We start from the raw sequence: 13258 nt of genomic DNA on the forward strand, positions 1-13258 counted from the left end.
CTTGTCCATCCACTGCGCGGGGGGCGCATCGTGAAGACACCGCCGGCATTTCGGCTGCTCTGCCATTCCCTGATATTGATCCTCGTCGTCACCATGCTCACCGGTACGCCACGGCTCGCCGCCGCCGCGCCGGGCACGCCGGTGGCCGTACCCGGAAAAGGACCGGTGCAGCGCGGCGTGCCCGCCGAAGCCGCACCACGGCATGGTCTTCCGGACGGAGTGACCGCTCCGGCCGTGCCGCCGGCCATCGAGGCGGCCGGGAAACCGGTGTCCGCCGCGATCGCGGCCCGCGCCGCCGAACCGGCCGTGCTCCAGGCCGCCGACCCGCTGCTGCGCCCGGGCTACCTGCTCGGTGACACCTCACTCGTCCTCTACTTCAACGGCGACCTCGACCGCGGCAACCCGCAGTCCTGGGCCCGCTGGTGGGTGACCGTCACCGACGTCGCGTCCGGCGCCGAACAGCGCTCGGCCGACCTCGGCCAGAACGACGTCGCCGACTGCGGCACACCGCGCGAGTTCTGCCGCAGCCTCGGCGCCGCCGAGGGCTGGGTCCTCGACCCGGCCCGCGACTACCACGCCGTGATCACCGTCATCCAGGCCGACGGGTCGGAGGCCGCGTCACCGCCGTCGAACCCGGCCAAGCCGCGGACCACCGACGTGCCGCCGGCGCTCCCGGCCGGCCAGGCGGTCGGATGCGGATGCCCGACCGTGCTCGGGCCGGTCCTCAACGGGCAGGCCATCCGCGGGGCCGGCGTCAACACCGCCACCGGCGCGTTCTCCCGCACCGAACACGACTTCGTGATGGCCTCCTACGGCATCCCGTTCTCCGCCAGCCGCTACTACTCCTCCGCCAACCCGGCGGCCGGCATGTTCGGCACCGGCTGGAGCTGGACCTACGACGCCCAGGTCGTGGCCGCCGAAGGCTCGGTACGGGTCCGCGCCGAGGACGGATCCGAAGCCGTCTACACCCGTCGGGCCGACGGCACCTTCGACGCCCCGGCCGGCATCCGGTCCACCCTCACCACCGTCGACGGCGGCTGGCAGCTGCTCACCCCGGACCAGCGCCGGGTGCGGTTCGACACCCAGGGCCACCTCGCCTCGATCAGGAACGCCCGCGGCCACGGCGTCACCCTCGCCTACGACACCGACGGCCTGGTCTCCACCATCACCGACGCCTCCGGCCGGGTGGTCCGCCTGGAATGGCGCCGCGACCTGCGCCGCATTTTCAAGATCACCCTGCCGGACAACCGGTCCGCGCAGTTCGACTACGAGGCCGGCCGGCTCGCCAAGATCCAGGACCCGCGCGGCTTCACCACCCAGTACCGCTACGGCGCCACCGGCCTGCTCACCGAGGTCGTCGACGCCCGCGGCGCCCCGGCGATCCGCAACGAGTACACCGCCGGCCGGGTGGTCAGGCAGCTCGACCCGGAGGGCGGCGCCACCACCTTCACCACCCAGGCGTCCACCGACGGCGGCGCCGACACGGTCGCCACCACCCGCGACCCGGACGGCGTCGAGACCGTCGACGGCTACCGCAACAACGTCCTGATCTACTCCCGCAACGCCAACCAGGACGTCGTCAACCACCGCTACGACGGCAAACTGCGCCGCAACCTGGTCGTCGACGCCAAGGGCAACCAGGAGTCCACCGGCCACGACGCGAACGGCAACCCGGTGTCACGGACCGCCCCGGAGCCGTTCGCCTACACCACCGAGAACACCTTCGACGACCGCAACAACATGACCGCGCACAAGGACGGGCGCGGCAACACGTGGCGGTACACGTTCAACGACAACAACGAGATGACCGGGCAGAGCGACCCCGGACAGAAGGGGTACGAGTACACGTACGACGCCAAGGGCCAGGTCGTCACCCGTAGGGACCAGCGCGGCAAGACCACCCGGTACGAGTACGACACCCACGGCAACCGCACCGCCGAGATCAGCCCGACCGGCCGCCGCACCGAGATGACCTACGACCTGACCGGCCGGATGACCACGATCGTCGACCCGCGCGGCACCGTGACCGGCGCCGACCCGGCCAGGTACCGCACCCGGATCGTCTACGACCAGCAGAGCCGCGTCCGGGAGGTGTGGCAGCCGGGCAAGAGCCAGCCGTCCCGCACCGACTACGACGAACTCGGCAACCCGGTCGTCGTCACCGACCCGCTCGCCAACTCGACGCGACTCACGTACGACAGGAACAGCCGCGTCGTCACCGTGAAGGACCCGATCGGCAACGTCACGTCGAAGACGTGGACGCCCGGCGGGCGGCTCGCCACCGAGACCGACGGGCAGGGCAACGTCACCTCCCGCACCTACGACGGCGAGGGCCGCCAGGCCACCGAGACGTCCCCGCGCGGCAACCTGCCCGGCGCGGACAAGACCCTGTTCACCACGGTCTTCCACTACGACTACAACGGCAACCTGATCCAGGCCGACCGGCCCTACGGCTCCGGCGGCCAGCGGGTACAGGTCGACACCGGCTTCGACGAGATGGACCGGCCGGTCGAACAGCGCGACGAGTTCGACGTCGCCACCAAGGTCGGCTACGACGCCAACGGCAACGTCACCGAGATGACCGACGAGAAGGGACAGAAACTCACCCACTCGTTCGACCCGGCCAACCGGCGCACCGGCTCGACCGGCGCGTCCGGGGCGGCCGCCATCGAGTACGACGACGCCGGCAACCCGCTCAAGCAGACCACCCCCAACGGCGGCGTGATCACCTGGCGCTACGACGACGACGGCCGCCCGGTGTCGATCACCGAACCGCGCGGCAACGTGGCCGGCGCCGACCCGGACGCCTACACCACCCGCTACGCCTACGACCCGGCCGGCAACCTGGAGACCACCACCGACCCGCTGGGCAACGTCACCCGCACCGCCTACGACGCCAACAACCAGGTCGTCTCGGTCACCGACCCGAAGAACCAGACCACCCGCTACACGTACGACGCCGCGGACCGGCTGGCCTCGGTGCTCGGGCCCGACGCCGGCGGGGAACAGCAGGCGACGCGGTACACGTACGACGCCAACGGCAACGTCATCAAGCGGACCGACCCGCTCGGCCGGGTGTCCAGCCTGGAGTACGACCGGGCCGGCCGCGCGATCGTCAGCACCGACCCGCTCGGACGGCGCCGGGAGATGGTGTACGACGCCGACTCCAACCTGATCGAGCAGGTCACCGCCCGGCAGGTCGACCCGGGGCAACCGGACCGCCCGGACCCGATCCGCCCGGCCCGGACCATCTTCTACACCTACGACAACCTGAACCGGCTGATCGCCAAACGGATGGGCGCCGACGGGTTCACCCACACGTTCGGCTACGACGCGAAGAACCGGCTCGTCTCCTCGGCCGACCCGGGCGGCGTACAGGACCGCGTCTACGACCGGACCGGCCGGCTCACCGAGGTCCAGCGCGGCGCCGAGGTCTTCACCTACGGCTACGACGACGACGACCGGATCACCGCCCGCACCTACCCCGACGGCACCCGGATCACCGCCGAGTACGACGAGGGCGACCGGATCACCGCGCTCACCTCGGCCAAGGGCGGCAACGCCGACCGGTACGGCTTCACCTACGACGTCGCCGACAACCTCACCAGGGTCACGCACCCGTCGTCGACCGGCCATGTGGAGGACCGCGGCTACGACCGGGCCGGCCGGCTCACCTCGGTCGCCACCACCTCCGGCGACCAGGTCGTCGCCGGCTTCGACCTGACCCTCGACCCGGTCGGCAACCCCACGAACGTCACGTCGAAGCGCACCTCGACGGGGACGCCGACGGTCACCGAGACCACCGCCTACCTGTACGACAAGGCGAACCGGCTGACCTCCGCCTGCTACGGGGCGACCACGTGTGCGGGGGCGTCGGGGGAGCGGATCGACTACACCTACGACCTGGTCGGCAACCGGGCCACGCAGAAACGCGTGGCGCCGGGCGAGAACACCACCGCCACCTACACCTACGACGCCGCCGACCAGCTCACCCGCGAGACGGTCACCGGCACCGCGGCCAGCACCCGCGCCTTCGAGTACGACCTGGAGGGCAACCAGACCAGGGCCGGCGGCGAGACCTACACCTACGCCCTCGACCACACCATGACGTCCGCGACGGTCAGCGGCGTCACGACGGTCTACCAGTACGACGGATCCGGCAACCGGATCTCGGCGGCCACCGGCGCCGGCGCCGGGCAGACCGTGCAGAAATGGGCCTGGGACGTCAACGCGGGCGGCATGCCACAGCTCGCGGTGGACAGCACCGGCGGCACGTCACGGTCCTTCCTGTACGACCCGGCCGGCTCACCGCTGGCCCTGCTCGCCGGGGACGGGGCCCACACGTACGCCCGGGACTGGCTCGGCGGGGTCGCCGCCGTCGTCTCACCCACCGGCGCCGCCGAATGGTCCTACCGGTACGACCCGTTCGGAAAGGCCCGCGGCACCGGGCTCACCGACGGCGGCACGAAACTGTCCGACACCGCCCCGGACAACCCGATGCGGTACGCGGGCGGCTACCACGACGACAGCCAGGGCGACCGCTACCAGCTACGGGCACGCAACTACGACCCCGGCACCGGCCGGTTCGACGCCCAGGACCCGGTCAGCCAGCCCGCCACCGACACGGCGATCTCGGCGTACGCCTACGCCAACAACCGGCCGAGCGTGCTGACCGACCCGACCGGCCGCGACCCGATCTCGGAACACTACGAGAGCATCTACAACCCCAACTACAAGGCGCCGGCCCCGCTCGACCCGCAGACCTCGGCACAGTGCGAGGCCGACACCAGCGACCCGGAATGCGTCGACAACCCGGGCTACCTGGACGCCAAGAACCTCGTCGACGAGGCCGACAAGTTCGTCAAGCAGATCGCCGACGAGATCGTCAACCTCATCCTCGACCTGGTCGGCTTCAACGACGCCAAAGCCTGCGTCACCGAGGGCGACATCGTGGCCTGCATCTCCACGGCACTGCAGGCCGTACCGTGGGGCAAGCTCTTCAAGGCCGCCAAGGTGATGATCAAGGCGGTCGGCGTGGGACGGCGCCTCATCGAGGCGTACGGGAAACTGAAATCCGCCAAGGCCGCGCTCGCCAACATCCCGCGCAAGCTGAAGCGGGCCGGCGCCACCGCCGACGAGGCGGCCGACACCAACAAGTACAAGAAGGCCGTCGAATCCGCCTCCTCGGGCGCGAAGGAGACCGGCCAACAGGCCAAACAGACCACCCGCAAGGCCACCGAAGGCGCCAAGAAACAGCAGCGCAAGGAAGGCTGCAACTCCTTCGCCGCCGGAACACTGGTGGTGATGGCCGACGGCACGGCCGAACCGATCGAGAACGTCAGCCCCGGCGACGCGGTCCTCGCCACCGACCCGGAGACCGGGCGCAGCGCGAGCCGGCAGGTCACCGCGGCCATCGAGGGCACCGGCGACAAGACACTCGTCGACCTGACCCTCACCGGCGACGGCGAGGAGCTCACCGCCACCGGCGGGCACCCGTTCTGGGTGCGCGGGCGCGGCTGGGTGCCGGCCGCCGAGGTGCACGACGGCGACCGGCTGCGTGACACCACCGGCCGCGACGTCGAGGTCCTCGCGGTCGAGGTGCGCGGCGAGCACACGACCGTCCACAACCTGACCGTCGCCGACATCCACACCTACTACGTCCGTACGCCGTCCGGCATCGCGGCACTCAACCACAACGACAACGACCCCGGCCTCATCGACCTGCGGGGACAGGTCGGCGCCGCCTGCCCGCTCCGGCAGGTGTCGGAGTCCGACGAGTTCTGGCTGGAGACCGGCAGCGGGCTGTTCGTGCCCGGACCGTACGCGGCCCGGTCGATCGCCTCACGCAGCCAGTCGCAGACCTTCGACGAGGGACAGCGTCTCTTCCTCAACCAGATCGGCGACCGGTACGGCTGCCACACCTGCGGGGTGCCGCTGCCCGGCACGAAGACCGGATGGTGGATCCCCGACCACCAGCCCGTCTCGTTCTTCGTGCCGCCGGGCACCACGCAGCGGCTCTTCCCGCACTGCGCCGCCTGCTCGTTCTCGCAGATGAGGGCGGTGAGCGTCTGGCGGGCCAAGGGCTGGTTGCGCCCCTACAGCTGATGACGATCGATTAACCTCGAACCCATGCCCCTTCTCGGACAGCTCACGGCCGCGATCCGCGGAGGAGTGCTCCTCATCGGTGACGACCGGGTGCTCGAGGACGGCATGGGAGACGACGGGCCCCACCCCCTGTTGGGGGTGGGGCCCGCTCAGCTCGTCCTCAGCGTCGAGCACGGCGCCGAGGGCGACACCGCCGTCCGGATCGCGTCCACCGCCGTCGACGAGCCGGTGGGCCCGTCCATCTTCGACGGCACCGTCCGGATCTCCTCCGGGCGGCTACGGGTCGGCGACGCGGTCGACGAGGCGGTCCTCTGGATCACCGTCCCGCCCGGCGACCTGCGGGTCCGGCTGTGTGTCAGCGACGCCGACCCCGACGCCTACCCACCGGACCGCGTCGACATCGTCCTGCCCGACATCTGACCGGCAACCCGCCTAGTGGCGGAATCCGTTGACGATGGCGGTGAGCTCGTCGGAGAGCCGGGTCAGATCGGCGGCGGCCTGCTGGGTCGAGCTGGCGCCGTCGGAGGTGGCGGTGGCGCCCTGAGCGACATTGGACACCGTGCCGGCCAGGCCACTGCTGTTCACCGCGACGTCGGACACCGACCGGCTCATCTCCGAAGTGGTCGCGGTCTGCTCCTCCACGGCCGAGGCGATCGTGGTGGTGTAGTCGCTGATCTGCTGGATGACCTGGGTGATCTCGCTGATCGCCTCGGTGGCCGTGCCGCTGGAGGACTGGATCGCCGCGATCCGGGTGGTGATCTCCTCAGTGGCCTTCGCGGTCTGCTGCGCCAGGTCCTTGACCTCGCCGGCCACGACCGCGAAGCCCTTGCCGAGCTCGCCCGCCCGGGCGGCCTCGATGGTGGCGTTCAGCGCCAGCAGGTTGGTCTGCTCGGCGATGACGGTGATCAGCTTGACCACGTCACCGATCTCGGCGCTGGCCGTGCCCAGCTCGGCGACCTGCGCGGTGGTGCGCTCGGCGACGCTCATCGCCTGGCCGGCGACCTGGGCGGCCTGCCCGGCGTTGTTGGCGATCTCGGCGATCGACGCGCTCATCTCCTCCGCGCCCGCCGCGATCGTCTGCACCCCGGCGTTGACCTCCGCGGTGCCCTGCGACGCCGCACTGGCCTGCGCCGCGGCGTCCGCGGCGCCGGACTGGAGCCGCGAGCTGACCACGGTCAGCTCCTTCGACGCGCCGGCCAGCGTGACGGCCGACCCGCCGATGGTGGCGACCGTCTGGCGCAGCCGTGCCACCGCGGTGTCCAGCGCGCGGCCCATCCGGCCGGGCTCGTCGAGAGAGGTCAGGTCCGCGGTGTGCGTCAGATCGCCCGCGGCGAGACTGTCGCAGACGGCGTGAACCTTGCGCAGCGACCGGACGATCTGCCGGGCGACGAACAGACCCAGGCCGAGTGCGGCTGTCAGCCCCACCGCGAGCAGGATGATCGAGATGGTGAGATTCGAGTCGTACGACTCCTGGGCCGCGTCGGCGTTCTTCTTGGCGTCGGCCTCCTCGACGACCTGCATGTCCGCGAGGATCTTCGCCGCGCTCTGGGCCAGCGGCGTACTCGCCGCCTCGTGGACCTTCCCCCAGGTGGCCATGTCGTTGCGCTCGCTCGCCGGGAAGAGCTTCTCCTCGGCGACCTGCACGTACGCGCGGTAGCCCTTCTCCAGCTTGTCGATGACCGCGACATCGTTGGCCGGGGAGCTGGCCCGGTAGGCGGCGAAGGCCGCTGTCGCCGCCTTCTGATCGGCGGTGAGCGCGTCGCGGTATGCGGCCTTGCCCGCTTCGTCCCGCATGGCGGCATGGCCGTTCAAATCACCTCGGGTCTGGTAAAACGCCGCCCTCAGGTCACCCAGGGCGTTCACGCTGGCGACGTTGCTGTTGTACAGCTTGTCGGCGTATCCGTTGGTCTCGCCCAGCCCCTGCCAGCCCAGGACGCTGACGGTCAGCGCGACCACGGACGACACCGCCACCGCGCTGACGATCTTGACGTTGACGCTCAAATCGTTGAAGGAGCGCCGCCGGGTGGACGAGGCGGACGATTTCACAGCACTACCGGGCGCGTTCAATGCGATCTCCCCATGTCCTCGTCGTTTCGTCAGGTGCGAGCGATCGGGGCCTGCATGCCGCCATGACCGCTCGCCTACGAGATCGGTACGGGAGTCCGCGTATCTGAAGGGCGCCACCGAGTACACCGATGTCGCACCTGGGTTGCACCACGGCCGTCGTGTCCGGGTGATGCGGGACACGCATCGGCTGTGCGGCGGGCGTACGATATGGGGTTTTTTCAAATAGCAGGCAGGTTTATGCGGCTAAATGAAGAAGGTACAGAGCAACCGGTTGGGTCCGGTTTGGAGGTCGCTGGTCGGCCTCCGGCGAGGGGTCATGTCGAAGCGAGATCGACATGACCCCTCAGCATGTCCGGCCTTAACACTTGACAACACAATCCCTACTTGACACATAGGATTGAGGGAGATTTTATCGAGGGTATGGACGCCACACCCGTCCCACCAACGGAGGTAGCACCGTGACCGACACCCTCGCCCCCACCAGCCGGATCACCGTCGAGCGCATCGCCGGGCACATCGGCGCCGAGATCTCCGGCGCCGACCTGACCGCCCCGCTGCCCGCCGAGACCGTCGCGGAGATCCGAGCCGCGCTGCTCGCCCACAAGGTGATCTTCTTCCGTGGCGCGAACCTGGACCACGCCCAGCAGATCGCGTTCGCCCGCCAGTTCGGTGAGCTCACCCACGCCCACCCGCACGAGAACGCCCCGCCGCGGGACTTCCCGGAGATCCTCACCATCGACCCGCAGCGCTACGAGGAGCTGTACGGTCTCGACCGCAGACAGCAGAGCCGCCGTCAGTACAGCTACTACTCCGGCTGGCACGCCGACGTGACCGCCGCGGTGAACCCGCCGTCCGCATCGATCCTGCGCGCCGAGGCGGTGCCCTCCTTCGGCGGCGACACCACCTGGAGCAACCTGGTCGCCGCCTACGAGGGGCTCTCCGAACCACTGCGCGAGCTGGTCGACGGGCTGCGCGCCGAACACCGGTTCCTGTCCGGCGTCGACGCCTCCGACAACGAGCGCTACCAGGACCGGATCAACAAGAACCTGCTGGTGGCGGTGCACCCGGTGGTGCGGGTGCACCCGGAGACCGGGGAGCGGGCGCTCTTCGTCAACCCGGGCTTCACCAAGAAGATCGTCGGGCTGTCCGCCGCCGAGAGCCGCCAGATCCTGGACCTGCTGTTCGGGCAGATCGCGCGCGCCGCCTACACGGTCCGGTTCCGGTGGAACGTCGGTGACATCGCCTTCTGGGACAACCGGGCCACCGCCCACCTCGCCCCGGAAGACCTCGAACACCTCGACGTGCGCCGTACGCTGCACCGGGTCACCCTGATCGGGGACCGGCCGGTCGGCCCGGACGGCTTCACCTCGGAGCTGGTCTCCGGCACCGAGTTCACCGCCCAGCGGGAGAACTGAGGCGGTGGCCCGGCCGCGTCGACAAGGCGGCCGGGCCACCGGTCAGCGCGCGCCGACGCCGGTCAGGATCCGCGACCGGATGTAGCGGCCGGAGTCCCGGCGAGGGGTACGGGAGCGCTCCCATAAAGGTTCGGTCAGACTATTTGATCTATGCGGCCGACCTGTCTGGCAAAAAGGACATATTGTCGCGTTCATGTCTCTAGCTGGTGTTTCACGGCGAATAGCCGTACTCGCGATGTTGTTCGCCCTGCCCGCCGCACCCGCCTCCGCGGGCGGCACCCCAACGCTCTCCACCACCCCCGAGCACACCGTCGGCTTCGACGGCCTGGTGTACGCCAGCGTGCACGTGGGTGACACGGTCTACCTCGGCGGCAACTTCACCCACGCGTTCGCCGACGGCAAGACCCTGAAGCGAAAACGGCTCGCCGCGGTCGACGCCCGCACCGGCAAGCTGCTGCCCTGGTCCCCGGTCCTGGACGGAACCGTCCTGGCCCTGACCGCCGACGGAAAGAACCTGTACGTCACCGGCGAGTTCACGAAGGTCAACGAACAGCCGCGGGCCAGGCTCGCCGCCGTCGACCTGTCCACCGGCGCGGTCGGATCGCTGCGGCCCGCCCTCAACGGCTTCGGCCACGCCGTCGAGGTGTCCGGCGGACGCCTCTACGTGGGCGGCCGGTTCACCGCCGTGAACGGCCGTGCTGCCCGCAGCCTGGCCGCCATCCGCCTCGCCGACGGCACCGTGGACACCGGCTTCACCGCCGGCACCGACGGCAAGGTGCTGGCCCTGGCCGCCGCCGGCAAACGACTCTACGTCGGCGGCTCCTTCAAGAAGCTCTCCGGCGCGGACGGCACGGCCCGGCTCGGTGCGCTGAAACTGGCCGACGGGAAAGTGGACACCACGTTCAAGCCGGGCACGCCGTACCCCACCTTCGGCCTCACCGCCACCAAGGACCGGGTGTTCGCCGCCCTCGCCGGCGCCGGTGGCAGAGTCGCCGCCTACCGCCCCGACGGCGGGCTCGCCTGGACCAGCGTCACCGACGGCGACGTCCAGGCGATCACCTCCCTGAACGGGACCATCTACGCGGGCGGCCACTTCACCACCGCCTGCACGCAGCCGTCCCAGATCGCCAACTCATGGTGCAAGAAGGCCATGCAGCGCAAACAGTCGAAGATGGCCGCCTGGGACTCCGCGACCGGCAGGCTGCTCGACTGGGATCCGCGCAGCAACGGCAAATGGGGCGTGCTCACCATGAAGGCCGACATGAGGCAGGGCCTCACCGTGGGCGGCGACTTCACCGCCTTCGGAACGCGGGACCAGAAGCGCTTCGCCCGGTTCCTGATCTGCCGTTACGGCTGCCCCACCCGATGATCACCCGGTCGCCCGGCCCGGCGGCACCGGACCGGGCGACCCTCACCGGGTCAGGACGCGAGCTCCAGGACGTACGAATCGCCTCGGGGCTGGAAGCCGAGCCGGTCGTAGTAGGGCGACCGCATGCCGGCCGGGGTGATCACCGTGCGGCACCCGCGGTCGATGAAGTAGCTGCTCCGGCGGAAGACGAACTCACCCGGCGTCAGATCCCGGTATCGTTCGGTGACGTAGTCCAACTCCACCTGGGCGACCCCGTCGCCCGCCGCGTGGAAGACCACCACACCGGCCACCTCGTCCGCGTTCAGGATCAGGAAGGCGGCGGCGTCCCGGCGCGTCAGGCCGTCCAGGGTCAGATCCGGGTTGAACCGGACGATGTCGTCGTGATGGGTCCGGAGGATGTGCGCCAGCAGATCGTCGCCGGTGCGGACCTCCACCACCTGGTACGCCTTGTCGTCGTGCCGGGTCGCCAGCATCCGCCACAGATACCAGAGGTTGATCACCGAGAGCACCACGTTCAGACCCACCATGGGCCAGACGCCGATCGCGGCGTTGAACCCGAGCAGCACCAAGCAGCCGAGCAGGTTGAGGGCCCGCAGGCGCAGCAGGCGACTCTGCAGCAGAGACCAGACCAGCAGGGCCGATCCGGCCCAGCCGATCACGTCGAGTGGTTCCATCCGGCCAGCGTACGGCGGGGGACCTTGGTCCTGACCAGCGCCGCCGATGGTCCCGACTCGGCCCCGGGTGATAACGCGGCGAACCGATCTACGCCACCGTGAAGGCGGACAGTTCGTACTAGGGGGCCAACATCATGGGCACTAAGACCGGTAACCGGCACACCGCGGCGCAGAAGGCGGTCGCCTCCGCACGCGCCGGACAGCGCGGACACCGGACCATCATGATCATCGGCGGGGCGATCATCGTCGCGCTGATCGCGGCCATCACCATCTCGGTGATCACCGCCATGAACGACGGCGACAAATCCGGCGCCGACGGGCCACTGGTGGTGCCGGCGACGGCCACCGCCGACGGCGGCCTCACGGTCGGCAACGGCCCGGTCGCCCTCGACATCTACCTGGACTACATGTGCCCCTACTGCGGAAAGTTCGAGGCCGCCAACCACGCCGACATCCAGAGGCTGGTCGACGACGGCACCGCCACCGTGAACCTGCACCCGCTGGCCTTCCTCGACAAGGCCTCGCAGGGCACCGAGTACTCGACCCGGGCGGCCAACGCAGTGGCGACCGTCGCCGACAAGGACCCCGGGCACGTGCTGAACCTCAACACGGCGCTGTTCGAGAACCAGCCCGAGGAGGGCTCGGAAGGACTCGACGACGCCAAGATCGCCGAATTGGCCGCCTCGGTCGGGGTGCCGCAGAGCGTGACCGACACCTTCGCGGACCGCACCTTCGTCCCGTGGGTCACCCAGTCGAACGACGCCGCCTTCGAGAACGGCATCACCGGGACACCCACCGTGAAGATCAATGGTGTGGTGACCGAGGTCGACCTGTACACCGCCGGACCGCTGTACGAGGCCGTCACCGCCGCCGCGGGCACGACCAAGTGACCACCCTGCTCACCCGGGCCCGCGCGATCCGGCAGAGCAACACGTGGATCTACAGCACCATGCTGTGCTCCGCGCTGATCAGCCTCACCGCGTCGCTGGTGCTCTCGATCGACGCGGTGGAACTGGCCCGCGACCCCACCGCCGACCTCTCCTGCAACATCAACTCAGTGGTCAGCTGCGGCGCGGTCGGAGTGTCCTGGCAGGCGCAGCTGCTCGGCTTCCCCAACGCGTTCCTCGGGCTCATCGCCGAACCCGTGGTGATCACCATCGCGGTCGCGGCCCTCGGCGGGGTGCGGTTCCCGCGCTGGTTCATGATCGCGGCACAGACCGTCTACACCATCGGGCTGATCTTCGCCTACTGGCTGTTCTACCAGGCCATCGTCAACATCGGCGCGCTCTGCCCGTGGTGCCTGCTGGTCACCCTCTCGACCACGGTCGTGTGGGTGTCGCTGACCCACGTGAACATCCGCGACGACTACCTGCCGATGCCGCGCGCGTGGCGGAGCTGGGCGCGCGAGGCGATCGCCAACGACATCGATCTACTGGTGGTCATCGCCTGGCTGCTGGTGGTGGCACTCATCATCGTCACCCGCTACGGAGCCGCCCTCTTCGGCTGACTCCGGCCACCCCGATGACCATTCGGCCCACCCCGGGGTAGCGGAACGGGTGATGGATGTGGTTCGATTTGAAGCGAAAGGCCGGGCATCTTCCCCCGTGGATGCCCGGCCTTCCTTTTGT

At 69.8% G+C, this 13258-nt stretch carries 8 protein-coding genes; 6 read left to right on the forward strand and 2 right to left on the reverse strand.

What is annotated here, in order from left to right; all coding sequences use genetic code 11:
• Positions 1-30: 30 nt before the first annotated feature.
• Positions 31-6105, forward strand: coding sequence for a polymorphic toxin-type HINT domain-containing protein (locus tag KZ829_RS21825; protein WP_308285608.1), 6075 nt, complete (start codon positions 31-33; stop codon positions 6103-6105).
• Between the two features lie 24 nt (positions 6106-6129).
• Positions 6130-6525 (forward strand): hypothetical protein, encoded by a 396-nt coding sequence (locus KZ829_RS21830; RefSeq protein WP_220145781.1) that lies wholly within the window; start codon positions 6130-6132, stop codon positions 6523-6525.
• Between the two features lie 12 nt (positions 6526-6537).
• Here the strand turns inward: KZ829_RS21830 and KZ829_RS21835 are convergent, their stop codons facing one another.
• Positions 6538-8151, reverse strand: a complete 1614-nt coding sequence (locus KZ829_RS21835) for a methyl-accepting chemotaxis protein (RefSeq protein ID WP_308285609.1) — start codon at positions 8149-8151, stop codon at positions 6538-6540.
• 479 nt (positions 8152-8630) lie between these two features.
• Here KZ829_RS21835 and KZ829_RS21840 point away from each other — a divergent pair, with 479 nt between their 5' ends.
• Both KZ829_RS21840 and KZ829_RS21845 read left to right on the forward strand, forming a co-directional pair.
• Complete coding sequence (locus KZ829_RS21840) at positions 8631-9587, forward strand: TauD/TfdA dioxygenase family protein (RefSeq protein ID WP_308285610.1); 957 nt, start codon at positions 8631-8633, stop codon at positions 9585-9587.
• A 235-nt stretch (positions 9588-9822) separates the two neighbouring features.
• A complete protein-coding gene (locus KZ829_RS21845; protein WP_220145783.1) occupies positions 9823-10956 on the forward strand; it encodes a PQQ-binding-like beta-propeller repeat protein in 1134 nt (377 codons plus the stop codon).
• A gap of 50 nt (positions 10957-11006) precedes the next feature.
• Here KZ829_RS21845 and KZ829_RS21850 read toward each other — a convergent pair whose 3' ends face one another.
• The gene (locus KZ829_RS21850; protein WP_220145784.1) at positions 11007-11630 is read right to left on the reverse strand and encodes a hypothetical protein; all 624 of its coding nucleotides are present in this window, start codon (positions 11628-11630) and stop codon (positions 11007-11009) included.
• Between the two features lie 134 nt (positions 11631-11764).
• Here KZ829_RS21850 and KZ829_RS21855 point away from each other — a divergent pair, with 134 nt between their 5' ends.
• Positions 11765-12520: a DsbA family protein gene (locus tag KZ829_RS21855; protein WP_220145785.1), complete on the forward strand. Its 756-nt coding sequence runs from the start codon at positions 11765-11767 to the stop codon at positions 12518-12520.
• Entirely contained in the window at positions 12517-13137 is a 621-nt protein-coding gene (locus KZ829_RS21860) for a vitamin K epoxide reductase family protein (protein ID WP_220145786.1), read from the forward strand. Before KZ829_RS21855 ends, KZ829_RS21860 begins: the two co-directional genes overlap by 4 nt.
• The last annotated feature ends 121 nt before the right edge of the window (positions 13138-13258 follow it).

Source organism: Actinoplanes hulinensis (genome assembly GCF_019429605.1).
GTDB lineage: Bacteria > Actinomycetota > Actinomycetes > Mycobacteriales > Micromonosporaceae > Actinoplanes > Actinoplanes campanulatus.

Excerpts from the sequence above, each read along its gene's own strand:
- KZ829_RS21830 (WP_220145781.1), top strand. The coding sequence starts at position 6,130 with ATGCCCCTTCTCGGACAGCTCACGGCCGCGATCCGCGGAGGAGTGCTC.
- KZ829_RS21845 (WP_220145783.1), top strand. The coding sequence starts at position 9,823 with ATGTTGTTCGCCCTGCCCGCCGCACCCGCCTCCGCGGGCGGCACCCCA.
- KZ829_RS21850 (WP_220145784.1), bottom strand. The coding sequence starts at position 11,630 with ATGGAACCACTCGACGTGATCGGCTGGGCCGGATCGGCCCTGCTGGTC.
- KZ829_RS21855 (WP_220145785.1), top strand. The coding sequence starts at position 11,765 with ATGGGCACTAAGACCGGTAACCGGCACACCGCGGCGCAGAAGGCGGTC.